The following is a 24,336-nucleotide window of genomic DNA, read 5'->3' on the forward strand; positions in this document are numbered from 1 at the left end:
GAGAAGGCTTTGCGTATTCTTTGGCCCAGTGCTCAGGCCGCGGGTGGATCCGCATCGTTGATCGAGCGGGCAAACGGGGGCACCTTCTCCGCGGCAATCTGGTTTTATCGTCCTCCGTGGAATTCCTTAACCCGAAATGGGCGCTCGTGTTGCGCAGGATGCAGGATGCTCTTGCATGGAGATCACCGTACCTATAGTGCGCGCTTCACTTTCAGCCGCCAGCTTCCCCGGCGAGGATCGCCAGGAGCTGATCTCCCGCCGGTGCGCGCCGCTCGGAAAGACCTGCCGGGACGAGCCGTCTCGAGCTGACGATGCGGCCTTCCGTATGAGCGGATCCTCATCCGAGGCAACATCCAGATCTCGAGGCGAGGCGCTGCATGGATGGACAATGCGCGCCGCCAGCGTAACAGTTCGGACACCTGAAGCGGACTTGCCGCTGCAGTTGTGACGAGGTGCGCTGTAGCCTGGCGGGCCGCTTGTAGCCGCGCCCCTGGGAGGAACAATCCGTTCATGGACGTGCGAAGAAGGTGTCCGGGCGATCAGCAGGCTGATCAATTCAGGGCGACTGTAGTGACCGCTTGCATCCATCACTCTCTTGCGCCCGTCGATTTCGATGAAGTCGAGATCAGCAATCACCTCTCCTTCACCTCCCTTCAGGGGCTCGCCTTATCAATTGACCGTCGGGGGCAACGATAGCGGTGAAGGAACCGCCCGAAATCGGACCGATAGCACCGCCCGTGTCGTTGGCAATTTGGGCTTGTTGGTCGGCATTGAGCCATGCGTTGCGCTGACGACGAAGCAGGCCGACTCAAGGGCATGAGGCGTATCTGGCCAGCGGGAGATAATGCTCCCAGCACGCAAGCTGGCCGATCCGGCCAACGGCGCTGTCTACGGCGCGAAGGCCGGCACCGTCGCCTTGGCCCCAGACCATCCGCTCGTCATAGGTGGGGGTGATCTTGCGGCTGGATCAGCGTGCCGTCTGCATCGAACAGGAGCTGAGTGTTCTAGATCGACCCTCCGTCCCCCTCGTTGGCGCCGACGGAAACGACCATTTGGGCATCCTTCGCGGCCGCGGCGATCGCATGCGTCTCCGCAGAGGGAACCGTAAGGGATTGCTCAAGCAGCCTCTGATGCTCCTTCATGCGTGAAGGGCGGCTGGACGAACGAGAAATACAGGTAGTAAGGAATGATGGTCTCCGGAAACGTGGCGAAACGCCCCCTTCTTGCCTAATTCGCGAATCTTCTTGGTGATCTTCTCGACCGTCCCCTCTCGGCTGTACAACACGGGGCTGATCTGTACGGCGGCTGCCTTGACGATGTTTGTCATTGTCTTCCCCTGCTCATTGTCGGCATCGGAGGCGTGGCATTGGCAGATGACTCTCACCGGGCTGGTTCGAGCACACCGGCAGGGCTTAGGGCTGCGTGCTGCGTCCGCCATCGACAGCCACGTCGATGCCGGTGATGTAGGATGCGTCGTCGGAAGCGAGAAACGTCACCCGTCGCGATCTTCCGCGGCTTTCCGAAGTGTTTCGCGGATATCTGCTCCAGCAGGGCCTTTCCGTGTTCTTGCACGCTGACCTCGGAAATGCCGAACCTCCTGAACAGCGGGCCTTCGATGACGCCCGAGCTCTCGGCGTTTACCCGCACGCTTCGGCGGATCAGCTCGGCGCCAAGCCTTCGCGTGAAGTTGCGCCGTACAGCCTTCGATGCCGGTACGGTCAATGTGGCCGCGATTCCGGCCTGATCGGACAAAGAAGACGTGAAAACGATCGCGCTGCCGTTGTGCATCAGACGCAATGCCTTCTGAACGTTAAAATCGGATCTGCGGAAATTGACGTTCAAGACGTCAAAGCTCTGCCGCGTTGCTTCCGCGAGCGAGCCGAGTTTCGCGATTTCGGCATTGGCATCGAAATGGGCTATGATCGTTTCGCGCATTCCTTCGAAGCGGGATAGCTGGCGCGAGAAGCGCCAATAGCCAAGCCTCGCTGTCCGGATAGCTGCGCAACGCACTGCAGGACTTTGGCTCATTACGCGTTTTCCGCACCGCTCGGCTTATGCATTGAGGGACAAGGCTTTCTGCCCGCTGTGTAGGTAGTCGCGTCGGCTACTGCCGCAGTCGAATGATGCGCCATCATGTAGTACGTGGTGAAGTGGCCGCTCTTGCTGGCGATCTTGCCGTTCTTGCGAGTGACGTTGCCCTTCTCACGTTTGGTAATCAGCTGCATCTTGCACCGCTTGGCGATCAGGGGCATCGGGACAAGCTTCCATCCCGTGGCCTTGCGCAACTCTGCTTGCGTAACGCCGTCTGGCCGCGAGGCGAGAGAGCTGATCAGATTGATCTCGCTGTGAGGATGCTTGGCCATCGTCGCCACCCCGGGGGAATTGGGTCTCATTGAACGGCTCCAAGCCAATGTGCTTCTCTTGGCCCAGTTGTCCCTTTCATCGAAACGGGGTGATTTAGTTCGCGTCCCTTTTGAATGCCGAAACTTATTGCAGGCGGTCTCGGGCACCGCCTGATTGCTATCTGACGTAAACAGATGACGTCGCACCGATTCGCTGATCTTTGGGGCAGTGTACGTTGTCGCATTTTTCGACATGGTGTTCGCGAAGTCAGGCCGGACAATGTGGATTGCTAACACAGAGGACCTGCCGTGCAATCCGCAAAAACTGGTAGGGGCAACTATTAAGAAGCTCTTGCGAAGGCTGAGAGGCTTGCGCTTGCTCAAGCAAGCAGCCTCTCTCCATTGAGCGGCAGCTCGGATGGAGGCCGAGCCTTTTCTTAACTCGCTTCAGATTTCAGCATTCATGTCATGCAGTCTGTCCCCTCAGATATCCGTCCTCGGTTCTGATCAAACGCGCTCGCACGATTCGATTTGGCCCTATTGTTGTTTGCGGCCGAATGCACTCGGCGCGAGGTACCTTCGGAAGCTCCCTTGCGGTCCTCGCGCGCAATCGCAGCCTGTTCTCAAACAGCATGATCCGCCCGCTCCGACCGTCGATGACTTACTCTGGAATTTCGGCGTTCAAATCGAAGCTCACCTCTTTCAGAACAGTTGAACCACTGGAAAGCCTTCGGCCGAGTGCTTCAATGAACCGATCATAACGTTCGGCGCCTTTGGCTCGGGCGGCTGGACTAGACTGTTCCGGTAACGCCGGCACCGACGTCAACCAGAAGCGGATGAACAGGGCGAGCGTCTCCAGCATGATGGTGTCATTGCGTTCGAGACGTTCGAGCAGCCGCGCGATCCGATCCAGCCGCTTGGCAACAACCGCCTCGCGTCGATCGGAATCGTCAGGCGAGAGAAATGACGCGATCGCGGCCTCTGCGACCAGCGACTTGGGCTGGCCACGACGCCCTGCGAAGACTTCAAGCGTTCTGAATGTCTGCGGATCAAGGTAGACGCTGAGCTGAATCTTTTTCACCAATTTAGCCCGCTCACAGGTCCATGCCATCGTCAGGGTCGAGGCTGGTCGCTCGCGCCACTCCCTGCATTGCGCGGCTTAGGGCTTGTGCCTGGACCGCATCTGCGTCCGGCTCATCGGGACCAGCATCGAACTCATGTTCCGCGAGCGGTGCCTTGATTTCGATCTCCTCGTGCTGCGGCAATTCTGGCTCGCGCCGCAGCCCCCCGTTCGGATCGCCATGTTTTCGCTGCCGAGGCGCAAGCGGTTCGATCGAGGGCGCAGCGCTTGGGTGCCCTGACCAGTCCTCATCCGGGCGCGTGGACAAGAGAATCGTTCCTGTCTCAGCGGGCTTGAAGATTCGCTTCTGAAATTGCGGGTCCTCATAGTAACGAACCTTGGTGGCACGCAGAGGGTGGAGGCCCGACACCATCACAATCGACTCTTTCGATGAGAGCTGCATGATTTCGCCGGGCGTCAGGAGCGGACGGGACGTCTCTTGCCGGCTCACCATCAAGTGTCCAAGCCATGGGCTTAAGCGATGCCCGGCATAGTTTTTCATGGCGCGCAGTTCGGTCGCGGTCCCCAGCGCATCCGAGACGCGCTTGGCGGTGCGCTCGTCATTCGTGGAAAAGGCGATCCGGATGTGGCAATTGTCGAGGATCGCGTGATTCGGCCCATAAGCGCGTTCTAATTGATTCAAGCTCTGAGTAATCAGGAAACTGCGAATGCCATAGCCCGCCATAAAGGCAAGCTGGCTCTCGAAGAAGTCGAGTCGGCCAAGGGCTGCAAACTCGTCGAGCATCAGGAGGAGCTTTTGGCGGCGGCGGTCGGGATCCAGGCTCTCGGTCAGGCGCCGCCCGATCTGATTGAGGATGAGCCGCATCAAGGGTTTTGTGCGGACGATGTCGGATGGCGGCACGACGAGATAGAGCGAAACGGGCTGCGGTCTGTCGACGAGATCGCGAATGCGCCAATCGCTCCGCGCGGTGACCTTAGCGACGACCGGATCGCGATAAAGGCCCAAGAAGCTCATTGTGGTCGACAGCACGCCCGACCGCTCGTTCTCGCTCTTGTTGAGCAGCTCTCGCGCTGCTGAAGCGACGACAGGATGAACACGATCACCAAGATGAGGGGTCGCAAGCATCGCATTCAGCGTGGTCTCGATCGGGCGGCATGGGTCCGAAAGGAATCTGGCGACCCCGGCAAGTGTCTTGTCAGCTTCAGCATAGAGGACATGCAGGATCGCGCCGACGAGCAGAGAATGGCTGGTTTTTTCCCAATGATTGCGGCGCTCGAGCGCCCCTTCTGGATCGACGAGGATATCCGCCACGTTTTGGGCGTCTCGTACTTCGCAATCACCACGGCGAATCTCAAGAAGGGGATTGTAGGCCGCGCTTGCCGCGTTTGTCGGGTCAAACAAGAGTACATCTCCAAGGCGCGCGCGCCATCCCGAGGTCAACTGGAAATTCTCGCCCTTGATATCGTGGACGATCACCGAGCGCGGCCAGGTCAACAGAGTTGGAACGACCAGGCCGACCCCCTTGCCCGAACGGGTAGGCGCAAAGCAGAGCACGTGCTCAGGTCCATCATGGCGAAGATATCGACCGTCGAAACGCCCGAGCACGAGGCCATCGGCGTCTAGCAGCCCCGCCCGTTTGACCTCGCGCGTATCGGCCCAACGCGCTGATCCGTAAGTCGTGACATCGCGAGCCTCATGCGCGCGCAAGACCGAAAGCACCATTGCTGCGGCGACTGCCGCGATCCCACCACTTCCGGCGATGGCGCCCCCCTGGAGGAATATCGTGGGAGCGTAAGCGTCGAATTCGAACCACCAGATGAAGAAGGCAAACGGCTCGTATATGGGCCAGTTCCCCAACCTGAACCAGGCCGGTCCAAGCTGCGGCTGGAACGCAAGCTGATAGGCGGTCCATTCGGTCGCTGCCCACACGAAGGTGAACGCGATTAGGCAAACCAGGATCACCTGATGCCAGATGATTTTTGTCGCAGACATAGCTTGCGGATATCGACACCATTGACCGTTGGCTACAATCAGGGGCTTACGCTTCTCGTAGTCGCGCGCGCCCTAGCGAAGGGATCGGCGGATCAGATCGGGAAGCGGCGTTTGGGCCGAAAAAAGTTCGCGCGGCCTAGAATAGGCTTCCTCAAGGAACCGTCCCAACCAGCTTCGCGTGATCGGCGCTCGGATGATGACAGAATCAACTCGTACCGTGCTGCCGCTCGAGGCGAACCGGGCCGGCCTTCGCGAAGCGACGCTCCTAGATTCCTGCGAAGGCTAGCTGTGGTCTTCCCCCTAAGCTCTCCGTCAAGCGCCCGCGATCCAGAGAGCGTGCGGCGTGCCTCAACTCCTTGTTGATGAGGCGGACGTTCGCGGATTAAATCGGCAGGAGGCGGAGTTCCCGGAGTATAAGGCTCATGCGGGGAGCGTCCCGGCAGGAGCTTATTCCCGACGGGACGACACTGCCGGGCCGACGTTCATCGAGATACTCCCGCAGATCGGTATCGAGCGAGTCCCTCCTCCAGCCGGTCGCCTATTGGCGCCCTATTGTTTTGGCCCGCTAGATGCTAAAGGCGGTGAGCGAAGCGGCTGAGTCATCTGCGCAGAGCATCTGACCATCGGCATCCGAGACCAGCACGCACGGAAGTACCGTCACCGCGATCACGCCACAGCCAGACACTTCCGATCACTTCAAGATGGAAGGTCCTATGCCGTTTCCGCGACACGGGATGGCCATCTAGATTCGAAGGGTCCGGCTAGCCGATTTGGCCGTTGAGAGGCTGACGAGTCTCAGCAAGCTCATCGTACGGCGCATTTTTCCACACAGCTGCGTCCAGCCGACCATCGAGCGCCACCAAGGTCGAGGGAAAGCGGGGCGATAAAGAGATAGGTCCAGAACGGTGGATCCTCCATTTGCCATTCGCTGCTCACTGTCGCTTCTCTCCCATTTTCCCGTCTTGACCAGTCCACGCGGGGGCAACCAAGTCTCGCCCGCGCTGCAATTGGGCGCAGTGCAGCGCCAGGACCTCAGGTCAGAGCGATAGTCCGCGCTTGCGCCCGAAGTCCCAGTCGACGCTGCCTGGACCGGCGATGCCGCTGACCTGTTTGCCCAATTCCCGCTCGAGCGAAGGCGACCAGGGCACAAGCTGAAAGCCGAGGCCGTTGTCGATCATCGCGAAGCGCCCCGAGGCCAATGACAGGCGCCGACGATAAATCCCCGAAATCTGCTCACCTGCATCAGATGACAAGTGCGGAAGGCCCGTTTCCTTCATGAGACGTCGTGCGATGACGTCGAGTTCGCGGTCGCGGAGGGTTTCGATCAAATTGCGGCTTAGCCGGACCTTGTTGCCATCGCGCTGGGCGAGCCCTTGGCCGGCCAAAACATCGATGCGCTGCTCGAGTGCCGTACGAACCTCAGCGCCAAATGCAACTCGCGAGAGCTCGGCAGGCTCTCGCGCGACGAGCTGGCGGTCTAGCCAGGTCGCTCCGTCCGCCGCGACCTGCTGATCGAGACCGAGCTCCGAGCGAACCGCGAGTGCAGTCCGTGTTCGACCACGGGCGTCCGCAAACCGGCGCAGTTCGACAATCCCACCGATCGGCCCATCGCCGGCCGCCTCGAGGTCGGGAAGCTTCACGTGATGCACGCGCCCATCAATCCCATCGACAATGGCAAAAGCCGTGCCCTTGAGCTCGTCATCAAGCCCGCGCGCGATGAGACGACCAACGATCGGTTCGCCATGACGTTCGCCCTCCAGTGCCCAGGATGCAGGAGCGCGGCTGGCGCCGTCGCGCGTGAGACTTTTGTGCAGCCGCTTGATGATGTCACCGCGCTCGCCAAGCGCGCGTAACCGCGCCTCCGCATCGGCGGCAAGGACCCAGACCGCGGGCCCCGCAGGTTCCGCCAAGCCGAGCCGCTCAAGCGTCCGCATCCGCCCGATCCGAATTTCCCGCAATGGATCGCCCCCGGCATCCCGCTCTGACCTCAAATCGATGACGCCGTCCGCCGTCCCCGCCTCCCGGGCAAGCGCCCGGTCGAGCCTGGTCCAGCGTTCGGCTGTCATGTCCGCCTCAAGGCTCTGGCGGATCTGGAGCTCCAAGCGAGGGCCAAGTTCGCGCGTGACAAGGTCGCTGGCGCGGGCGCGCAGGCCCATAGCGATATAGTCGCGACTGATGACGAGGTCAGCACCGTCATCCGTACGGCCCCGCACGAGAATGTGAATGTGCGGATGCTCGGTATTCCAATGGTCGACCGCGACCCAGTCAAGCCGTGTGCCAAGATCGCGCGAGGCTCGGTCCATCAGCTCCCGAGTGAAGCTACGCAGGCTGGCAAGTTCACCAGCATCATCAGGCGAGACAATGAACCTAAAATGATGGCGATCACCCTCGCAACGCGTGACGAAGGCGCGACCGTCCGCATCGTCCCCCGCAGCGTCGAATAGTTTGCCCGGAGCGCCGTCGCGCGTGACTCCATCGCGCTGCAGGTAACTGATATGGGCGCGCAACGCGCCCGGCGAACGCATCCGCCGCACCACCCGCGCCTTGACCATAGCGCCGCGGGCGCGGGCGTTGAGGAGCCGCGCCGCAGCGATGCTCGCGGCGCGGCCGCGTCCAAACTTACGGCCATGGCCATGCTTGCCTCGCGAGAGGCCGCCGGCCTTCTGAGCGGCTGTGAGTGCCTGCGCCAGAAAGGGCTTTGTCCGGGGCGCGCGCGTGGAACGGATACGGCCGGGACGGATCCGAAGATCATCGTCACGCGTCATTCCGGCCGCCGCAAGGCACCGAAAGCCGTGTAAGAACAGCGCCTTGGCGAAAGATGAACTTTGCTCCGAGTCGCCGCAATGTATAGTCGATCATTGAAATCGATAGACTTTCTCGCACAACCGACCGGCCGCACCTTGCGGCTTTTATCCTGCCCTCGGCGGTCGGCTACCCCCTGCACCCTCCCGACCATTCTCAAAGATGCGAGAACCTTCGAGGCCATGCGAGCAAATGCGATTGCTATCATGGAGACTGCTCCTTGACTGATCGATGCATGAACAGCCCCGTCGCGCGAGGTACGAGTGCGCTGGCAACCGCTCTAGTCGCTGGCTTCGACGAAGTCATTGTGCGCACTCCTGATGCACAGCCATCGGCAGCGGATGAGCTGCCGCATCGCTCAACAAAAACTGGAGCCTGCTGCCACAGGACAACTTGTCTGGCGGCCGAACCAGCGCTCTCGCGCTGCTCAAGACCGATCAATGGTGTTACTCTGGCTACATAGGTTTGCGTTTCATCTGGAAGGGATCGGCCTGTCGTCAAATGCTGCTCGTACCGCTTCGGTCCCGCATTGTAGGCTGCAAGAAACCCTCCCGATCCGAACCGGTCGAGCATCTCGCGAAGGTACGCTGCCCCAGCCATAATGTTGTCGTGCGGATCAAACGGATCGATACCAAGATCGTGACGAGCGCTCAGTTCGACCCAAGTCGCGGGCATGATTTGCATCAGCCCGAGCGCTCCCGAAGGCGATATGGCGTGCGCATTACCGCCGCTTTCGACCTGCATCACGGCATTGATCCAGCGCTCCGGGATCGCGAATCGATGGGAGGCTTCGGTCACGAAGGCGGCGTATGCAAGGCTAGGAAGCAGGGTTGTGGAGTGCGCAGCTTGTGCGCGCGATGCGAGCTCCGCTGTGGCGGTCGAGGGCGGTCCGAACGTCAGCAGAATTACCAAAAAGCAAGCAGTAGCCCCACATCGCATTGTGCGGACAGCCGCCAAGTACAAAGTTTCTCCCAACCGACCTTGAGGCCGCCCGATCCTGCAGCAATGCGCGCCGATTCTCGAGAAGCTGGCCGAGACGGAGGAACGATGTTGCGACCAGGCGCATGGAGAAATGACAGGCCAATCGGGCACATCCGGCATGGTCACTTCTCCCTGGTCCACACCGGGAGCGCTCGCCCAATGACGGCCGATCTCGGCAGGGGGCCGAAATACCGGCCGTCTAGCGAGTCCGCGGACTGCCAGTTCATGAGAAAGACTTCGTCCTCAGCAATGACGCGGCAACCCTGCCAGACCGGCAAGGGTCGGCCGCGGCGATCGCGCTCGTTTGCCTCACCCATCTGTATGCTGTCGACGATGATCGTGAGGCCCGTTCTGCAGACGCTTTGGCCAGGAAGCGCCAGCACACGCTTGAGCATTGGAAGACCGCTTGGCAAATAGCCGTTGAGGTCTAGAAAAATCGCGAGCGGATCTGGCGCTCGAACCGCCACGAGCTCAGTGACGTACAAACGTCCGGCCTCTTGCAAGCGATAAAGGCCGATCGGCACGCTGTCCGAAGCATTCCAGATGTACAATGGTGAGGTGTTGTTGATTGGCCAGAGCGCGAGCATTATGGCCCCGCACATCGCAAGAATGTTCCCCAGCCGTCCCATCAGAGTGCCATCCTGCGCCGATGAAGCCACGCCTGGTGGCGTGCACGGGTATAAGCTCGTGGCTTTTCGTTGACGGAAAGACGGTTATGGGCGTGATGCCAATAGTCAGGGGCTGCATCGGCAGGATCGATGCCCAGTGACTCTACGGCGTCGATCAGTTGGAGAACACGCTCAACCTTTGGCCAACCAGCTAATCGCAGCAGGCTTTCGCCGCCGGGGCTGACCCAAGGCACGGTTGAGTATCGCTGCCCCGGCGCGACCGCGCGCAAAATGTCGATCCGAGACAGGATGGTTCCGAAGTCGTTGGACGTCCAGCGCACGAACGCGAAGATACTACCGGGCAAAAAAGAGAGAATGCGCCGGTGATGGTCAACGATCTTCTCTGATGCAGGTTTGCCGAACCGGATTCGATTTTCGATCCGCTTCTCGAGCCACAAGAGCTCAATAGTTGTGAGGTCGCTCACCTGACTGCTCCATATTGTTGAGAGGACTTTTTGTCGTGCCAACGATGCGCTTCGCTGGCGCATCGCACGAAGAGCCTTGGCGTCGGCAGGACGGCTGCAATGACGGCTTCGATGGATCGTGGTCGCCGAAGGCTTGCAGCAATCCTGCTGCAAAGGACCACATCGGCGAGACTCCAATTCGTTAGAAGAACCGAAAGCATTGCAGGTTTTCCCGAGGTAGTGACTTGTGTCCTCTCGCCGGCGGGATTGCGGAGATGATGCTTCGCGACTGTCCGGGAACGGAGCTGGCGGCGCGTTCCGGCAGAGAATGGTAGAGACGAACGACCGAATTTTATGCAGGGCTCGACGTGTAGCTGCAGGCGACAAATGTTTGCGTGGCGGACGGCGACGGCAACGTCGTCCAGGAAGCGACGCTCGAGGCCGATCCGGACGCGACTAAGCTGTGTCTCGCGGAGTGGACACTCCAGCGGAAGCGCGACGGGCTTGAGGAGTTGTCCTATTCTGCCTGGCTGTTCACGGCTTTGAGCGAAAAGGACGTTCCCGTGATCTGCATTGAGACCCAGCACGCCAAGGCGGCGCCGAACGCGATGCTGAAGAAGACCGATCGCAACGACGCCAAAGGCATTGCGCAGATGGTGCGGACCGGTTGGTTCCGTGGCGTCGACGTCAAATAGGAAGGCGCGCAAACGGTGCGAGCGCTGCTGGTCGGGCGCAAGGCGACGCTCGGCAAGGTGCTGGACATGGAGAACATGCTCCGCGGCCTGTTGCCCCCGTTCGGCCTCAAAGTCGCCGAGATCTCGGTCGGCCGTTTTGACGCGCGGGTGCGCGAGATCGTTGCCGGAAAGAGAGAACTGGAAGCGATCGTCGCGCCGCTGTTGGACGCCCGAAGCGCGATGCGGCTGCAATTGGCCAAACTGCACCGCCTGGCGCTGGTGGCGGCGCGCAGCAACAGCGCGGTGCGGCGGATGATGACCGTCCCCGGTGTCGGCGCGCTCGTGGCGCTGACGTTCCGCGCCACCATCGATGATCCGGTGCGATTCAAGAAGTCGACCAATGTCGGCGCCCATGTCGGGTTGACGCTGCGGGGCTATCAATCCGGCCAGACCGGCCGGATCGGCAGCATCTCCAAATGCGGCGATGAGCTGACGCGAGCGATGCTGGACGAGGCGGCGATCGTGATCCTCACGCGCATTCCGAAGAATTTTAAGCTGCGGCTGCGGGTCCTGCGGCGGGCCAGGAAGAAGGATCTGAAGTGCGAGGCGACCACGGTGGCGCGCGCGCTCGCCGTTCTGCCGCACAAGATCTGGATCGATGGCACGACCTTCCGGTTTGGCGCCGGCGGCAAGCGCGGCCCGGTCGCTGCGGCGGCTTAAGGGCCTCCGCGAACCGGCAGCTTCCACGCGCGCCTTTTCCTTCCGTGATGGCGGAGCGGCGTCTCCCGAGCAGACGGGGATGTGGGTGAAATCGCAACTTTTCTTGCCGGCGGCTTCATGGACACCTTTGAAGCCATCAAGTACGGCGCTGGTGAGCCTGACCGTCCATTCTCCAGATTCCGGCATGTGGTGGCGGCCGTGCCAACCACGGACGTTAGCGAGTTCTCCTCGAGGAGCGAGCTGCCGCAAGGGAATGCGACGAGCGTGATGCGGTGACGCCGATGCCGGCGATCGCGTAATTTTGCGCGTGATGGCGCTCGCGCGCGCATATTGGAAAACAGATTCGCATTGCAGGACGGTTTTGCGCGTGACAGAGTGGGCGCATGAGGCATCCTCGCTGCTGCTGCATGCGCGCCTGACTTGTTCACAACGCACTGATTCACAACAAGAAGTTAGTGTCAGTACGTTAGTAAAGTTACGAGAGCAGGAAGTCTTGGCGCCGCAGAACCTTAGCTCTGATTCCGGTCCTCGATAGCACGAGCATCGCGTCCCCGATGGCACGAGGGTTCTGGTCCCTAATAGCACGAGCGAATTCACAGCTTATCCCCCGCAGGGCTGATAACGCCACGCTTTCGCAGCCGCTGCGTAGGCGGGTTGATCGGCACGGGTGCGAAATTCAATCGTTCTTCGCCATTCAGGTCGTGTGTGATGGCCAGCCGATAGCCCTGCAGGGTCTGATGATGCACGATCTGCCGCAGGTCGTAGGCGAAGTGCTTGAGCGGCGAGAGGCTCCCGGACTTGGCATGCAAGTGCACGAGGCCGAAGCTCCAGCCGCCATGCTGATGACCCCCGTGCTTGCGGACGAGGCGATAGAGCCAACGTTCCAGTCCACCGGTCAGATCGAAATACGCGCGGTCAATGGTCAGCACGAGCGATTCGTTTAGAACGCCCGTGTAGAACCAATCGGGTAAGATCAGCTCAATCCCACGGGCATGCCCGTGCACATCGCTTGTGTGTTTCCATTCGTTGATCCAGGAGAAGCGGTGCCGCCGCCGTTCTGTCGGCTGCCGGATTGAGGTCATGACGCTGGTTGATTGCAATCGGTCGAGCGCAGCCTTGAGGCGGTCGTAGTCGCGTACGCTGGTGCCGCGGCCGACGAAGGTCAGGATCTCGTAAGGCGTCGCTACCATCAGCCGGGACGTTTTCAGGCCGGCATCGCGGGCTTCGACAATCTGCGAGGCAGCCCAGATCAGAACGTCCGCGTCCCAGATCGTGGCCAGGCCATGTTCCGGCACCGCTTCGACACGGATGGTGATGGTGCCTGTGCGGAAGTCGATCGGAACGATCCGCTTCGACTTTGCCAACGAAAAGAACGGATATGCCATCAAGTCTTGCGCGTCCCGTGGCGCGAGATCGCCAGGAAGCGCGCGAAACAAATCGAGTTGGTCGCGCTCCGAGCGCCGCCTCCTGGCTGCAGTTGAGTTGCTGTCCGGCATAGGTCAGCGCCGCTCCTTGCCCGCATACGGAATCGGCGTGTGCCGTTTCGCGGGCAGGACTGTGCCTGCGCCAGGATCGCTGGTGGACGTTTTGGCGCCGCGGTCAACCCACGCCGTCAGGTCTTCGAGCGCATACACAACCCGGCCGCCCAGCTTCCGGTAGGTCGGGCCTGTGCCATAGGTGCGGTGCTTTTCGAGGGTGCGGCCGGACAGTCCAAGAAAGCGCGCCGCCTCGGGCGTGCGCAGGTATCGCGGCGGCAGTCCGGCGTTCGGATCGGGCATTTGCAAGGCTCCGTCGTCGTCTGGAGCGCGGCCGGGTTCGGTCGCGTGTCGACGGTCACCATGACGGAGTAGGAGTGCTCAGGGGGATGCCGAAGATGGACCGATGATTTTCGCCACCCCGGCTCTACTGCCTGCGAGATGAGGGACGTAGCAATGCACGGTAGCCGCCGCGCATCAGAGCCAAACCAGCCTGCACCAGGCGGATGGTCCGGCTGCGCAGCTCATGGGTTTTCCAGGCGCGTTCAGGGATGCGTTTTCGGCCGAACAGCACTTCGGCAATGACGCGATAAGAAGCGCCGTCCAAGTGCCCATCGAGCGCGCGCAGCGCCAAGGCCAATCGTTCGCGTCGCTGCGCCGAAAGCTGATGAAAGGGTGGTCCTGGGGCGCGGCCGGTGATCGCGCGCCACAACCGACGCGAAGCGTGCATGCGGATCTCGTAGTCGTCGTCGAGCGGCAATTCAGCCGCGTAAGAGACACCCGGCTGCGGCGCCTCTTTCAACCAGAGATGATGTTGCACCCCCTGAATGCGCAAGACCGCATGCCACCCGTCAGATGCCTGTCTGATGCTTGCCGATCCAAGTTGGGCAAGCGGTAGCCCAAGGCCGATCGCTCGTGATGCTGACGCGCTGCGCACGACCGAAACGACGGTGGGCAAGGCCTCGGGCGCCCAGAAGATCGTCTGCTCGTAAAAGGACCTCTGGGGGTCATGAGCGAAAGCAGACGCCCCATCTCCTTCGGAATTCGGAAGTTACCTGCGATCGATTTTCACGACAGGAAGCTCGATAGTTGGGGCCGCGCCGCAGTGACTCCCAGGCGAAATCCGCCATCTCGCCCGACTTGATAGCGTGTTGATACGCCTCCGGTGAGCGCCAGTCGAACTCAGACATTGCTATGATTCCCTGCCGTAAGTCGATTGCGGCGCAATGTCTATGAAGCTTGGGATTGTTGGGGAAGTCACCAATTGTGCATCGCGTGATGCATGCAGGCGATCACGCGTCAGCAGAGAAATCTGTTCTCGAGTGCGAATTCATCATGACAGATTTTCCTATTTGGTCGCGCCGCCGCGAAGCAAGCCACGGTAGCCGTGGTCTGCCATCCATTTTGCTCGCGCCAGATGACTATCAAACGCATTGCGGGCACGCGCCGGTTCGCGATCCGGGTCGATATGCAACACGATCCGGGTCACCTCTTTCCAATCCGCGCCATCGGCTTCGGCGTCAAGAAGTCGCCAATACGTCACCAGATGCTGCTCGTCATAGGTCGTCAGCACCGACTGATCCGGAGCTGCATCGGCGACATCAGGATCTAGCTGCGGCTTCGTCATGTAGGCTTATGCGCGCACTTCGCTAATCTGCATTGTGGGCGAAACTTACCGGAATAGTTCGGTTATAGCCAGTGGTTTGATGGTCTGCCTAATGGCTGTTTGAGCGCATGAAAGCTCGTGCGCTCGTGGCCTGGAATGTGCGCCGGATCCGCGTGGATCGCGGCATTCCGCAAGAGCAACTGGCCTACGATGCCGGGATTGACCGCTCATATATGAGCGGCCTTGAGCGGCAATCTGAGAATCCGACAATTGATCTTCTCGACCGGCTCGCCGAGACGCTGGGTGTTCATTTATCTGAATTCTTTATTCAGCCACCCAAGGGAGCGGCGACACCCAAGACGTTGCCCAAAGGCCGCAGGTCAGCGCGTCTACGTTCCAATAAACAATAGCATTGGGCGAGTTCAGCCCATGCGGACAAGCGCCACGGAAGGGCGCGTCTTAAACAAGTGAAAATCAACTCGACCAAGCCGGTCCAGCTGCAGCTTTGGTCAATCGGCTTTTCTCCAAGAGTGAACCCCGCCCGAGGCTGTCGGGCGGGGCTATGATGAGCCTCACTCTCCGTTCTTGCGGGGCCGCGACCAGAGCAAGGTGTAGCCCTCGCCGCCTTCGTCATCGAACAGGTTCGCGTAGATCGGCGCGTTGAATGAGGGATCGTCGAGCTTGAGCGAGAGGTAGTCGCGGCCCTCTTCGGAGCGCTTCGACCAGGCGGCCCCAATTTCCGCGCGTCCCACGTAGACCCGATGGCTAGGCGCGTTGTCGTTGGAGCGATTGGTCTCTGCGACGATGCGGACGCCCTTGGCCTGCAAGCTGAGAGTGATGATCTCGCCCTGGAAATCGTTGCCGACCTTCTTGAAGGAACCGATGTTAGCCATGTCACTTCTCCTGTTGTGTTTCGAGCCCACGACCACCGCGGCCTCGATGGCGATCTGCAGGCCGATGACGATCGGCGACGCACCCGCAAGGGCCGGAGCGCAGCGGAGGACGCCGTTGGAGCGACTTTCTTGTTTCGCGAGGAATGGGCGAAGCCCAGGGGAAGAAAGTCGCATCAACGGCGTTGCGGCTCAGACGATCGAGGCGCAGCCGGTCTTCGGCCAGATCAAGCCATCAAAGAGGCCACGTGGTCTGCGTGCTGAACCGCAATCTTGAGGAGAACACTGGCGAATCTCGGTTGTGCTGAACAAGGGGTTGGTACGGTTCGGCGCGGAAGAGAAACAATCTGCCGCAAAGGGGGGCCGTCCCGGAAGGAATGATCGAGCGCGGCGCGCCGCCCCACCGCAGCTATGTGGGCCAGACAGTGATTGGTAGAGCTCGCTTAAAGCGCTCCGAGGAGAAGTGCGGTTAGCTCTCGCTCAAGCTCGACGACCCCTCGTTCAACGTGGCGCCCTGTGCGGTCGTGCCCGACCGATGATGGCGACGAAGCCTCATCACTCATGCGTGGCGGCTGTGAGAACTGGTTGCGGCATCTTCTCCGCCACGCCAGCCGACTCGAACGGGCTGGTCTCCGCGAAAACGGTCAGGCGCGCCCATGCCGTGCCGCCGATGCAAACCGCACCTAGGCAAGCGAAGGCCTCGCGCCAAGCTAGCGAAGGCACCCCGATCTGCGACAGGGCCAACACCAGATGATAGCCAGCGATTGCCGCAGGGACGACGAATGCGGTTGCGATCGCGACGCGCAAGGTCAAGGACCGACTAACGGCGACGGCGACCTGACCAGCGGCGAGCGTCAGCGCGCCAGAAGCAATTCCGATAAGCAGTGCGCCGACGACACCCACGCGGAGTGCGACGAAAAACGGCAAGGCATACACTGCCAGCGCGAAAATCGCCCAGCAGAACAAACCGATGCCGAGTGTGTTGAGAACGAGCCCAAGAGCGAGCATGGTGGTGGCTCCATGTGCATAGATGTACCAGTCGCGCCTTCCACCACCACCACCATGGCGCAATTTCGGACATAGAACCGAAACGAGGCGGAGTTGCAGCGCAACTCCGCCTCGTTAGCTTGGAGGCGAGAAGACGGCGCTCACGCGCCGCCGAACTTCCAGACGGGAATGCCGAGCCGCTTCGCCTTGTCAGCGAGATTGTCCTGAATTCCCGTGCCCGGGAAATGCATGACGCCGATTGGCAGAAGCTCGAGCAGAGCGTCGTTGCGCTTGACCCACCTCGGGGAAGCGACCGAGGGAAGAGCTGCTCGTATGGTCGAGATGAGCAAACGGCTTCGACAATTCGAAAGATCTCGCTTTGACTTTCCACGTGCGGGCAACGGACCTCTCACAGCGTCTTAAGATACTCGACAAGCGCTCGCCGCTCGGCGTCGGTCAATTCTGGCCCGATGACACCAGGCGGCAGCTTTGTTAAGTCGGGTTCCTTGCCCTCAAACGAATGTCCACGATTGCTGTTCCCAAGCAGCGATACATTGAAGTCCGTCAGACCGGCCGCACAGGCGTCGCTCGCTTGTGTTTTCGTAACAAGCCCGACATTGACCGGATCGAATTCGCGGCTGCCAACGCAGAAAGACGTCGGCCGCTCCTTCTGCGGCAACAACATGTCTCTCAGCGTCGGCACGGACCCGTTGTGCAGATAGGGCGCTGTCGCCCAAACGCCATCCAACGGGCGCGCCCGATATTGAGGTTCCAGGGCAAGAACATCTTCGTCCTTTCCGTTATGGTTCGCCCGAGCCCCAACGTAGACTCGTTGGTTTTGACAATTCTTCCTGGGTCCCCAGATCTGCTGCTTGGCTTCTTCGGAGGTGCCGTTCGCAATGATCCATTGGTCGATTGTCTTCCCGACCACGTCCATGAGTGCGAGTACGAAAAGAGGATCTGCCCCTTTGTTCGCGGGAAGGCCGCAAGCCCAGGCTTTATTGAGGTCATCGACTGGACTTAATCCAAGTGACTCAGGTAGGTGAACGCGGCGCGTCGTGAGGACATCGGATTGTTGACGATCGGTACCGATCGCCGTGACCGGCATCTGGACCACATTGAAATAATGCCGCCCCCCTATGTCCACCCAATTCTTCTCATTCTTGGCGGAACGATCGGGGTTCTCCGGCTTCCAGAACGAATCCTCCGGCCATCTTTTGTCGAAGGCAGGATCGTTGACCGGGCCTCGGTGGCATTCAAAGCAGTGCGCGCGATATAGATCGCGGCCTTTTTCAACGAACTTTTCGTCAATGCCCCATGCCGGGTCGCTCCGAAATTTTTCCTGTGCGTCCTTCCACCTGGGCGCTACGAGCCCGGTAAATTTTCTGCCGCTTGCATCGGCCGCCGAAAAGGGATCGGCGCCGCGCAGAAGCTCTTCGAACCGCGCGATGTCGGATAGATGTATCGATGAGGCAAAAAGTGGCCGTCCGGGCGCGGGCGCGGTCATATTGATTTTCGCGCTGACACCGAGCGCCTCGCCTGAATTGCGAACAAGTTCGTTGAGAACGGAGGCGTCATACTGCGCCCAGAGGAAATACGGTGTGTCCCAGATGGGCGGAAAGCTTACTGGCGCATCATGGCGGGCAAAGTTGCCCTTGAGGAGTGGATCCGGGAGTTCGCCGGTCAGGGGATCGAGTAGGTTGCTATAGAAAACCTGGTTCCCGATCCGGTTCAGCGCGTCAAGTCTACCAAAACCTTCATCGAGATCCGCAACTCCCTGTCCCGTCAAAAGCCTATCGCCCTGCACCTTTTGTTTTTTGATCTTTTGAAGTGCAAGCTCTAGATCGCTTCGAAGCTGCTTTCGATCAACGCCTTGACCTTTGATCTGCTCCAGCCTGCTGGCGAAACGCTCGAACCGCCACGGCAAAATCAGCGTGTAGCCGATAGACAGCCCGATGACTCGTTCAACCTCGCCGAGATTGACCATCGCCGGCCCACCGTCGAACCGAAGGCTGACATTTTTGTACTCCAGATGCCCTGTATGACAGGCGGCGCAGGTCAATCCGATCTGATCTTCATATGAGGCTCCCGTCGTCGGGTCGACACCGCCCTTAAGGATGGCAAAGCCGACAGGCAAGCCATTTGGATTGTCGGGCAAGTTTGGAGTCCAACCGGGGCTCCCACCGTCCCCATTCGAGCCATCTTCGTGATAACCGTATGAGGGAGCGTTACCGGCGAAGTTATTTGAGCCAGGACTGGGGATAAAGCCAAGGCGGCGCAAGTAGCCGTCGTCCGTCAAGCTTGTGTAAGAGAAGGACAACTCCGGGCGCTCCAACGCCAGGAACCATTGATAAGGGACAGGTATGGTTGCCGTCCCCTGCGACGTGTGGTGAAACCAGTAACGCTGGCGCGAGCTCCAATTCTGCGGCAGCCAATAGGCGCTTTCGATTTTCGGTGGCTGCGGCAAGGTCGCAGGCAGCAGTTGAGCGATCAGATTTGCGTCGTTCTTGATTTTAAGAGCTGCATCGCGAACCTTCTCCGGCGCGAAATACACCAAGCCGGCCGACACGATCGCGACGACGACGATTGCGAACAACAGCCCGGCGACATGAGGCCAGCGCCTCACCGAGGAATAAAGCCGAGAGCCGAAAGAACGTCTCCCCATAGCGAGCACTCCATCTATCTCTGTCGTGCGTTCAGCCGGGCCGGCGGGCAGCCGGAAACGGCGGCGGCGTCTGTTACTTGTTCAGCAATTGGCTATTGATGAAGGCGACCACGTCGGCCGTCTCGGCTGCCGCGCGCCGCGTGATCGTCGCCGCCGCCGGGCCGCCCTGCAAGAAGGATGGAAACCAACCGAAATTGCGAACATTCCAGTTTTCCTTTGGCAAGACCGCTCGGTTCACGCCTGGCACTGCGAAGTTTGGAATTTTCCTGGCGAGTGGCTGCGCCGTCTCGGTGTGACAGCTGACGCAATCGGTATTGAAGAAGTGGCTTTTCTTAGGGTCGGCAATGATATCGACGATTTCGAGTATGCGACTGCTGGGCACGTTGCCATCAATGAACTCGGACGTCGAAACACCCTTGCGATCGGCGGCTGCTAAAGGCGGATTTTGCAATGCCGCGTGACGACAGGTGATCGGACTCTGATTGTTGGTAACCGGCTGCGGGATGATGGGTTTTCCGCCGATAATGCTGAACATCTGCGCTGCGTGCACGCCATCAAGCGTCGGGCCAGGCACGGGTATCAAGCCAGCCTGCGGGACCCTTAACATCGAGACGAAAATCCAGGGCTCGGGCGACGAGATGCCCATGACAGCCATGGTGTTGAGGCGCTGCGGTGAAAGATGCTTCTCGAGTAAGGTCTTGAGTGCATCACGAAACGCCTTTGCCGATGCCCCAACAAGGCCCGGATGCACATTCAGATCTCCGGCAGTCGAGACTTTGACATTGCCAAAATGTCCGGCTGCAAGTTGATCGCGCAAGGTCGCGACATCACGAATGATTGCCTTAAAGGCTTCATCGTCCGGCTTGAACCGCGGAAACGGCGCACAACCGTCGAGAGGCGGATCCGGGTCGAGGTTAAAGCTAAAGATAAGGTGGCCGGCGGTGTCATGAACTTTGAATCCGTCTGGTCCATTGGTTACCGGCTGAATGATGAGGCGGATTTGCGGTTGTCGGCCAAACTGGGCGATGACATCCGGCGACAATCCCGGCGCGCCCGGGTCGATTCTGATGCCGGCAACAAACCAGGCGTCGATCTTTTTCACGGCATCGGGCAGCTGGATGTGACGTACACCCAAGTCTGGCACTCCCGGACGCTCGGGATTCTCGGCGTTGGCAATAAAGCGCACGAAGTCTGCGTCGGAAAAAAGTCGCTGCGGAGATCCTGTGGGGCCGGCGAGATCGGATGCCGCGATCAGATTGGCCAGGTCAGCCGACGACTTCGGTGGAGGGAAGAGGATGGACACATCGTTGGGCGAAAGCGGCTTTGCGGCCGTTTGCGTCGGAGCCGCTCCCACGCCCAAAGCCGTGACGAACACCACCCCCGCCGCAAACAGTCTTGCAAGCCGTCGACGAAACCTCGATCCGCACATCTCACCCCTTGTCATCTTGGCAATCCCCCTTTGAGACCAAAAAGTTCAAACATCAGTCGTCGAAATCTCGACGCAGCGTTCACTCAACAAGCAAAACGGACCGGCGGATCAAGCTTCTCATTCCTCACCGTAGAACTGGCTTTGCAGGGTCTTGAGTTTCGTCGGATGCAATGCCTCCTCGATACAGCCGACAAACATCTCACTCCTTGCATTGACGCGCGCGCCGTCAGCCGGGGCATGTTCCATGTCCGTCTGCAATGCACGCACGGCCGTCCATTCCTTCGCACGATCTTTCAGCAACTCGAACAGTGTCTGATGGTTTTCGTAAGGATGGAGTCGAAAGTGAGCGAACGTCACCTTGGCTGCAATCTTTGCATCCCTTAGCGCGTCGGGAAGCGTTAGCAGATCAAGTCCTTCCAGCTCGTCAAGCTGTTGCGTTTGGCTCTGTGCTTCCTGATATTGTTCGCGCCCGACCAATTGATACATTCCTCGCGGACGAAACAGCCAACCGTCATCCGTTCCGGGCTGGTTTCCGAACGGGTTGCCGTCGTAGCCAAGAACGAAGTTGGCCAACTCCTTGGGATGGTTAAGCAATGAGTTCACGTCGACCGCCGGCCTGTTTGCGGCCACAAGCTTTGCGTTGTTCTTGTCGATGCGATCGTGCCATTTCTGCGGGAGTTGAGAAGCCGCGCTGTAAGAGAAGTTTTCGCTGCTGCGCGTAAAGTCGGCGCTGTCGTAGGAGACTGATCCCAGAATATAGGCCAGGATACGGGGATCCGTTTCCTCGACGCGATCCCATTCCTGCAACAAGGCTTTGACCTGCTCGGCCTGAAAATATGCCATATAGCTCTTGCGATATGGCGGAACAGGTGAAGGGGCCGGCGAATGGTCCTTGCTCGATTCAGTCAGCTGGTGCTCGTAGGCGGCGACTTTATCCTGATATTTCTCATAACCGCGCTCTTGCAACCAATTGCTCTCATAACAGGCAAGCAACGGCTGCGGCTTGATCTTTGGAGTTGGTCGATATTCCTTGGCTAGCTCGTCGGCGTAGGCAGCCTGTGCGAGTTTGGCGTCTTTGAGCGTTTCAAATGCGGACGCGACCGATCCATTCAGAAGATGAAACAACTTCACTTGCAGGCAATCAGCGTTGCTCTGCCTCTGGCGGGACTGATCGAAGTCGTCCTTCGGCACGCAGTCCCAAAACCGGCCACTGCTCAGTGAGATGATATCTTCGGTCTTCTGCGACAACGTCCATCCGAGCGGAAGGCTATAGAACAAGCCTGTTATGTCGGTTCGGCCGAAGGTTGGAAAACGCTGCACGCTGGGGGTGACTTCGGCGTCCGGCCGACGATCGATGCTGGTTGCATGATTGAGCGCGACATAGGTTCGGGAGGTTCGCGTGCTCAAGAGCGCGCGTACCGGCTCCATGAGCTCACCGAACATGAATGAACCATGATCACCGAATTGCCCGCTCACCAGGGACAGCAGGTAAATCCGGAATTTTGGTGCGTCAGAAGTGCCCTTGATGCTGTTAAGCTTCTCAATTAGGTCGAGCGCGGTCTCGATTCCCGAATTCTCCACATATCCGCCATCGACCAAGCGCGCCTGCGGGTTAGTGGTTATACAGTCATTTTTCAACGAGACGGTCGCTGCCGGCGTCACCCATGGAAATCGCGCGCTCGCGAAAGCGGCTGTGCTGAGCGGAATACGAAGTGAGTGGCTCTTGACCGTTTGGTCGGCCCCCGTTGCGACGCGTTCGAGTCCCGCGAGAATACACAGGTCCGTGTCATTCGGGTGTAACGGATCGAAATCGAATGGAGAGATGACGGCCCGTTTGCCGCTGCCGGCATCTGTCGTATTGAACAACAGCGCCGGCATGTTGTTGCCGGCTGTCCAATGGGACTGAAAGTCGGCCCTTAGCAGATTGGATTGATCGCCGGTGCCCTTGTGGCTGTCGAGCATTCTGTCACCGGCGTTCTCCAAAGTATATTCCAGAAAACGCGCGCGATCGAAGGCGGGGATCGCGACCGGAGAAAACATCTGAGTGAAATCGGTAAACAGGAAGCCGGCGACCAAAGGCGACAGAAAATCGGTCGCCAAGACGCTTGCGACGCGCTGCTCCACCGGCCCAGGGGCATCAATATCTTGGACTCGTCCGACGCCGGCCAGAAAGTCCGCGATTTTCGGACATGTCTTTCCGTCGGCGGCATTCGAATCAAGGGACGCATTCTCGGCGTGGAGCGCAGCGGCGAAGATGGCGGAACCGACACTGCCTCCTGAGACAGCGCTTATCGCAAACAGATGCTGTCGAAATGCCGGACAGAGATCCTGCATTCTCGCAAGAAACCGCGCCGCATTATTGGCAGCATAGATACCTCCTCCTTGCGCCGCGACAATGAAGACGGGATATTCGCCGAGCCTCCTGGCTTCCTCCAGCCGCGGCTTCTGTAAGAGCCACTCACGGAACGCCGCGACCGCAGACATGCGTGCGTCTTTCGGCAGGCTGTTTGCTTCAGCGACGGTGCGCAGTTCGTGGTCGTCGCCTCCCAACAAGGAGGCAAGCAGAAACAAGCCGCCAAAGACAACGGGTATAAATGGAAAGGTAAACTTGATCGTCAGTAGAGCAAAGTGGACGGCGAGACCAACGACGCAAACCGCAAAGAGAGCGATCACGCCGAACGATCCGAAAAATTGTGCGAGCCTATCCGGCAGCAGGATGAATGCCGTTGTCAACAGGACGATGCCGCCGATCGTGAGCGCGAGAAACCTGTAGCGGATGAAGTAGGTATTGTTGGCGCGGCTCGCGAGATCAATCGATCGATCTCTCGATCCCATCCGCCACGTAAATATCACGAAGCAGACGAGCATGATCAGCATGGCGATTGCGAGGATGAGCAGCATGTTACGCTCGAACGCGAGCGCCTGGTCCTGAATGCGGAAGATACTTCCGACTTCCTCGACCTCACCGACCTTTCTCGCTGGGCGCGACGCGAATTGACCTGCCGTCGCGGCGATTATCGGCAGCGCTCCGAGCAAAACGGGCGCAAGCCTTATGTAAAAGGCCAAACGGCCCGTAGCGTGGGGGATTTCTGGCAGGGACGCAGTCGTGAGCTGAAACGCGCCTGCCCAGATCGTTACGGCAATCACGCCCAGGGCAGCGAACTCCCTGACCGTCACCCAACCAATGTCGTCAGCGGCTATCCGATAGAGCTCCTGAATCTGATCTGGCAGATATAGCAATACTGAGATGGCTACCGATAGAACAATCATCCACCGGAGGTTGCGTAACAGGGCAAAGAGCTGCTCGCGCACAGTCATCGCATCATTTCCCTCACAGGTTTGCGGAGATACTCACTGAGTTAGTAAAGTAGACGCGGATTCCGGACATTCGTGCTGCTTGTACCGAACAGGATCGAGCCCGTGGACATACAGGCGACCTGCAACAAAATAATTATGGGCGCGCTCGCGAGAAGAGCGTCGAAATGGATGACTTAACCTACAGTAGCAATCCGGCTTTGTCGACGGTGGATCAAGAGTTTTTCGACGCGGATACCCGAGACTATAACGAACTCGTTGGCTGCATTGCCGGTCCACGCGGCAAGCACACGCCTTTGTACGT

Annotated in this window: 23 protein-coding genes and 1 pseudogene; 4 read left to right on the forward strand and 20 right to left on the reverse strand. The window is 59.6% G+C overall.

Annotation, left to right across the window (positions count from 1 at the left end; genetic code table 11):
• Window positions 1-492: 492 nt before the first annotated feature.
• The 9 genes and pseudogenes from FXV83_RS45505 to FXV83_RS27805 form a co-directional block, all read right to left on the reverse strand.
• Window positions 493-1,327, reverse strand: a pseudogene (locus FXV83_RS45505) (nitrilase-related carbon-nitrogen hydrolase); the annotation flags it as partial.
• A gap of 53 nt (window positions 1,328-1,380) precedes the next feature.
• Window positions 1,381-1,935, reverse strand: a complete 555-nt coding sequence (locus tag FXV83_RS27770) for an SDR family oxidoreductase (RefSeq protein WP_210250767.1) — start codon at window positions 1,933-1,935, stop codon at window positions 1,381-1,383.
• Window positions 1,936-2,027: 92 nt separating this feature from the next.
• Window positions 2,028-2,363, reverse strand: coding sequence for a hypothetical protein (locus FXV83_RS27775; RefSeq protein ID WP_148742768.1), 336 nt, complete (start codon window positions 2,361-2,363; stop codon window positions 2,028-2,030).
• 640 nt (window positions 2,364-3,003) lie between these two features.
• Entirely contained in the window at window positions 3,004-3,423 is a 420-nt protein-coding gene (locus tag FXV83_RS27780; protein ID WP_148742769.1) for a CopG family transcriptional regulator, read from the reverse strand.
• A 13-nt stretch (window positions 3,424-3,436) separates the two neighbouring features.
• Window positions 3,437-5,416 carry a conjugal transfer protein TraG gene (locus FXV83_RS27785; protein WP_148742770.1) on the reverse strand — a complete coding sequence of 660 codons (1,980 nt, stop codon included), beginning with the start codon at window positions 5,414-5,416 and terminating at the stop codon, window positions 3,437-3,439.
• Window positions 5,417-6,453: 1,037 nt separating this feature from the next.
• Window positions 6,454-8,181, reverse strand: coding sequence for a relaxase/mobilization nuclease domain-containing protein (locus FXV83_RS27790; RefSeq protein ID WP_148742771.1), 1,728 nt, complete (start codon window positions 8,179-8,181; stop codon window positions 6,454-6,456).
• A 241-nt stretch (window positions 8,182-8,422) separates the two neighbouring features.
• Window positions 8,423-9,016, reverse strand: a complete 594-nt coding sequence (locus tag FXV83_RS27795; protein WP_235940220.1) for a lytic transglycosylase domain-containing protein — start codon at window positions 9,014-9,016, stop codon at window positions 8,423-8,425.
• 305 nt (window positions 9,017-9,321) lie between these two features.
• Window positions 9,322-9,828: a S26 family signal peptidase gene (locus FXV83_RS27800; RefSeq protein WP_148742773.1), complete on the reverse strand. Its 507-nt coding sequence runs from the start codon at window positions 9,826-9,828 to the stop codon at window positions 9,322-9,324.
• Window positions 9,828-10,292, reverse strand: coding sequence for a DUF2840 domain-containing protein (locus tag FXV83_RS27805; RefSeq protein WP_148742774.1), 465 nt, complete (start codon window positions 10,290-10,292; stop codon window positions 9,828-9,830). Before FXV83_RS27805 ends, FXV83_RS27800 begins: the two co-directional genes overlap by 1 nt.
• Window positions 10,293-10,666: 374 nt before the next feature.
• Between FXV83_RS27805 and FXV83_RS27810 the strand changes: the two genes are divergently transcribed.
• The 3 genes from FXV83_RS27810 (at window position 10,667) to FXV83_RS27820 (ending at window position 11,941) form a co-directional block, all read left to right on the forward strand.
• On the forward strand, window positions 10,667-10,966 hold the full coding sequence (locus tag FXV83_RS27810; protein WP_187436205.1) for an IS110 family transposase: 300 nt from the start codon (window positions 10,667-10,669) through the stop codon (window positions 10,964-10,966).
• Between the two features lie 15 nt (window positions 10,967-10,981).
• Entirely contained in the window at window positions 10,982-11,665 is a 684-nt protein-coding gene (locus FXV83_RS27815; protein WP_148742776.1) for a transposase, read from the forward strand.
• 81 nt (window positions 11,666-11,746) lie between these two features.
• The gene (locus FXV83_RS27820; RefSeq protein ID WP_148742777.1) at window positions 11,747-11,941 is read left to right on the forward strand and encodes a hypothetical protein; all 195 of its coding nucleotides are present in this window, start codon (window positions 11,747-11,749) and stop codon (window positions 11,939-11,941) included.
• A 317-nt stretch (window positions 11,942-12,258) separates the two neighbouring features.
• Here FXV83_RS27820 and FXV83_RS27825 read toward each other — a convergent pair whose 3' ends face one another.
• From FXV83_RS27825 to FXV83_RS27845, 5 genes are all read right to left on the reverse strand, one after another.
• Window positions 12,259-13,161 carry a replication initiator protein A gene (locus FXV83_RS27825; protein ID WP_148742778.1) on the reverse strand — a complete coding sequence of 301 codons (903 nt, stop codon included), beginning with the start codon at window positions 13,159-13,161 and terminating at the stop codon, window positions 12,259-12,261.
• Window positions 13,162-13,164: 3 nt separating this feature from the next.
• Window positions 13,165-13,443, reverse strand: a complete 279-nt coding sequence (locus FXV83_RS27830) for a helix-turn-helix transcriptional regulator (RefSeq protein WP_148742779.1) — start codon at window positions 13,441-13,443, stop codon at window positions 13,165-13,167.
• A 124-nt stretch (window positions 13,444-13,567) separates the two neighbouring features.
• Entirely contained in the window at window positions 13,568-13,975 is a 408-nt protein-coding gene (locus tag FXV83_RS27835; protein ID WP_342760689.1) for a DUF2285 domain-containing protein, read from the reverse strand.
• Window positions 13,976-14,147: 172 nt separating this feature from the next.
• Window positions 14,148-14,330, reverse strand: coding sequence for a transcriptional regulator domain-containing protein (locus FXV83_RS44310; protein ID WP_148742781.1), 183 nt, complete (start codon window positions 14,328-14,330; stop codon window positions 14,148-14,150).
• Window positions 14,331-14,488: 158 nt separating this feature from the next.
• Window positions 14,489-14,767 carry a DNA -binding domain-containing protein gene (locus tag FXV83_RS27845; RefSeq protein WP_148742782.1) on the reverse strand — a complete coding sequence of 93 codons (279 nt, stop codon included), beginning with the start codon at window positions 14,765-14,767 and terminating at the stop codon, window positions 14,489-14,491.
• Between the two features lie 107 nt (window positions 14,768-14,874).
• Here FXV83_RS27845 and FXV83_RS27850 point away from each other — a divergent pair, with 107 nt between their 5' ends.
• Window positions 14,875-15,156: a helix-turn-helix domain-containing protein gene (locus FXV83_RS27850; protein ID WP_148742783.1), complete on the forward strand. Its 282-nt coding sequence runs from the start codon at window positions 14,875-14,877 to the stop codon at window positions 15,154-15,156.
• 162 nt (window positions 15,157-15,318) lie between these two features.
• On the opposite strand, the gene FXV83_RS27855 is transcribed toward FXV83_RS27850, so the two are convergent.
• From FXV83_RS27855 to FXV83_RS27885, 6 genes are all read right to left on the reverse strand, one after another.
• Entirely contained in the window at window positions 15,319-15,639 is a 321-nt protein-coding gene (locus FXV83_RS27855) for a DUF736 domain-containing protein (RefSeq protein ID WP_148742784.1), read from the reverse strand.
• A 552-nt stretch (window positions 15,640-16,191) separates the two neighbouring features.
• Complete coding sequence (locus FXV83_RS27865; RefSeq protein ID WP_148742785.1) at window positions 16,192-16,644, reverse strand: hypothetical protein; 453 nt, start codon at window positions 16,642-16,644, stop codon at window positions 16,192-16,194.
• 140 nt (window positions 16,645-16,784) lie between these two features.
• On the reverse strand, window positions 16,785-16,973 hold the full coding sequence (locus FXV83_RS27870; protein WP_148742786.1) for a hypothetical protein: 189 nt from the start codon (window positions 16,971-16,973) through the stop codon (window positions 16,785-16,787).
• A 59-nt stretch (window positions 16,974-17,032) separates the two neighbouring features.
• Window positions 17,033-19,219, reverse strand: coding sequence for a di-heme-cytochrome C peroxidase (locus FXV83_RS27875; RefSeq protein WP_235940223.1), 2,187 nt, complete (start codon window positions 19,217-19,219; stop codon window positions 17,033-17,035).
• A gap of 142 nt (window positions 19,220-19,361) precedes the next feature.
• On the reverse strand, window positions 19,362-20,732 hold the full coding sequence (locus tag FXV83_RS27880; RefSeq protein WP_235940227.1) for a hypothetical protein: 1,371 nt from the start codon (window positions 20,730-20,732) through the stop codon (window positions 19,362-19,364).
• Window positions 20,733-20,834: 102 nt separating this feature from the next.
• Complete coding sequence (locus FXV83_RS27885) at window positions 20,835-24,035, reverse strand: hypothetical protein (RefSeq protein ID WP_235940228.1); 3,201 nt, start codon at window positions 24,033-24,035, stop codon at window positions 20,835-20,837.
• Between the last annotated feature and the right edge of the window lie 301 nt (window positions 24,036-24,336).

Source organism: Bradyrhizobium hipponense (genome assembly GCF_008123965.1).
GTDB lineage: Bacteria > Pseudomonadota > Alphaproteobacteria > Rhizobiales > Xanthobacteraceae > Bradyrhizobium > Bradyrhizobium hipponense.

What these genes read in the sequence shown, in the direction of transcription:
- FXV83_RS27880 (WP_235940227.1), bottom strand. Translation starts at nt 20,732, where the DNA reads ATGACAAGGGGTGAGATGTGCGGATCGAGGTTTCGTCGACGGCTTGCA.
- FXV83_RS27850 (WP_148742783.1), top strand. Translation starts at nt 14,875, where the DNA reads ATGAAAGCTCGTGCGCTCGTGGCCTGGAATGTGCGCCGGATCCGCGTG.
- FXV83_RS27790 (WP_148742771.1), bottom strand. Translation starts at nt 8,181, where the DNA reads ATGACGCGTGACGATGATCTTCGGATCCGTCCCGGCCGTATCCGTTCC.
- FXV83_RS27855 (WP_148742784.1), bottom strand. Translation starts at nt 15,639, where the DNA reads ATGGCTAACATCGGTTCCTTCAAGAAGGTCGGCAACGATTTCCAGGGC.
- FXV83_RS27830 (WP_148742779.1), bottom strand. Translation starts at nt 13,443, where the DNA reads ATGCCCGATCCGAACGCCGGACTGCCGCCGCGATACCTGCGCACGCCC.
- FXV83_RS27800 (WP_148742773.1), bottom strand. Translation starts at nt 9,828, where the DNA reads ATGGGACGGCTGGGGAACATTCTTGCGATGTGCGGGGCCATAATGCTC.
- FXV83_RS27785 (WP_148742770.1), bottom strand. Translation starts at nt 5,416, where the DNA reads ATGTCTGCGACAAAAATCATCTGGCATCAGGTGATCCTGGTTTGCCTA.
- FXV83_RS27885 (WP_235940228.1), bottom strand. Translation starts at nt 24,035, where the DNA reads ATGACTGTGCGCGAGCAGCTCTTTGCCCTGTTACGCAACCTCCGGTGG.
- FXV83_RS27845 (WP_148742782.1), bottom strand. Translation starts at nt 14,767, where the DNA reads ATGACGAAGCCGCAGCTAGATCCTGATGTCGCCGATGCAGCTCCGGAT.
- FXV83_RS27865 (WP_148742785.1), bottom strand. Translation starts at nt 16,644, where the DNA reads ATGCTCGCTCTTGGGCTCGTTCTCAACACACTCGGCATCGGTTTGTTC.
- FXV83_RS27770 (WP_210250767.1), bottom strand. Translation starts at nt 1,935, where the DNA reads ATGCGCGAAACGATCATAGCCCATTTCGATGCCAATGCCGAAATCGCG.
- FXV83_RS44310 (WP_148742781.1), bottom strand. Translation starts at nt 14,330, where the DNA reads ATGTCTGAGTTCGACTGGCGCTCACCGGAGGCGTATCAACACGCTATC.
- FXV83_RS27775 (WP_148742768.1), bottom strand. Translation starts at nt 2,363, where the DNA reads ATGGCCAAGCATCCTCACAGCGAGATCAATCTGATCAGCTCTCTCGCC.
- FXV83_RS27825 (WP_148742778.1), bottom strand. Translation starts at nt 13,161, where the DNA reads ATGCCGGACAGCAACTCAACTGCAGCCAGGAGGCGGCGCTCGGAGCGC.